The organism is Pseudonocardia sp. KRD291 (assembly GCF_019263595.1).
GTDB lineage: Bacteria > Actinomycetota > Actinomycetes > Mycobacteriales > Pseudonocardiaceae > Pseudonocardia.
In genome coordinates this window covers 1-1,575 of record NZ_JADQDD010000517.1, presented here as the reverse complement: position 1 = coordinate 1,575, position 1,575 = coordinate 1, and the positions used below count along the sequence as shown (strand labels likewise).

The following is a 1,575-nucleotide window of genomic DNA, read 5'->3' as shown; positions in this document are numbered from 1 at the left end:
CCGACCGCCGCGCGGGCGGCGCGCAGGTGCGCCGCGGTCACCTCGACCGCCTCCAGCGACTCGCGCATCGCGGTCAGCGCGGCCTCGCGCAGCACCGCGGTGCAGTCCGCGGCCGAGTAGCCCTCCAGGTCCGCGGCCAGCGCGGGCAGGTCGACGTCGTCGGCCAGCGGGATGTTGCGCCCGGACGCGCGCAGGATGTCCTCGCGCGCCTCCGCGTCCGGCGGCGGGACGAACACCAGCCGCTCGAGCCGCCCCGGGCGCAGCAGTGCCGGGTCCACCAGCTCCGGGCGGTTCGTCGCCCCGACCACGACGACCTCGCGCAGCGGCGTCGCGCCGTCCAGCTCGGTGAGCAGCGCGGCCACCACCCGGTCGGCCACCCCGGAGTCGGTGAAGCCGCCGCGGCGCGGGGCCAGCGCGTCCACCTCGTCGAGGAACAGCAGCGACGGCGCGGCGTCGGCGGCGCGGCGGAACAGCTCGCGCACCGCGCGCTCGGACTCGCCGACGTACTTGTCGAGCAGCTCGGCGCCCTTGACCGCGAACACGTTGAGGTTGCCGGTGCCGGCCAGGGCCCGCAGCAGGAACGTCTTGCCGCCGCCGGGCGGGCCGTAGAGCAGCACCCCGCGGGGCGCGGCCACCCCGAGGCGGGCGAACGAGTCCGGGTAGCGCAGCGGCCACAGCACGGCCTCGGTCAGGGCCTGCTTGACCTCGGTCATGTCCCCGACGTCGTCCAGGGTGATCCCGCCGCTGCCCAGGGTTCCGCTGTCGGACAACGAGATCGGCCGGACCGAGCCGACGGCGCCGAGCAGGTCCTGCTGGCGCACCCGCGGGCCGGTCTCCTCGCCCCCGGTATCGCCGTCCCCGTCGTCGCCGCGCAGGGCGGCCTGGATCGCGGCCTCCCGGCGGACCGCCGTCAGGTCCGCGACCACGAACCCGGGCGTCCGCTCGGCGACCGCGGCCAGGTCGACGTCGCCGGCGCGGGGGACGTCGGCCAGCAGCCGTTCCAGCAGCTCGCGCCGGGTCCGGCCGTCCGGCAGCGACGCGGTGAGCTCGCGGTCGACGAGGTCCGGCGCGCGCAGCCGCGGGTCCACGCCCTCGGGCTCGGAGGTGGTGGCGACCAGGGCGGGCCCGCCGGGCGCGGTGGCGGCGCGCAGCTCGTCGAGCACGAGGGTGGCCAGCGGCGGCGGGGTCGCGGCCGGCAGCAGCGCGTGCACGTCGTTGACCAGCAGCACGACCGGGGTGCCGTCGACGGGCCGGGCCGCGGCCAGCACCTCGCGCACCCGGGCCGCCGCCGAGGCCGGCTCCAGCGCGGCGGCGGCCGGGGCGACGAGCTCCACACACCGGGCTCCGACCGCGGCGGCCGCGCTGCGCACGAGCGTCGCCTTGCCGACGCCCTCCGGCCCGGTCAGCAGCACCCCCAGCCGCGCCGTCCCGCCGAGCCGGGTCAGCAGCTCCGGGCGCTGGAACGTCAGCTCCAGCCACTCGACGAGCCGCCGGGCCGCAGCGACGTTGCCGATCAGCGCGTCGACCGGGAGTGCCTCCTCGGCGGGCCCCGTCTCGACCTCGGCCGGTGCCCCC

General features: G+C 78.5%; 1 protein-coding gene. It reads right to left on the bottom strand.

Going from position 1 to position 1,575, the window contains the following annotated elements:
* On the bottom strand, positions 1 to 1,575 hold a 1,575-nt coding region (locus I4I78_RS32335; protein WP_218615305.1), incomplete at both ends, for an AAA family ATPase.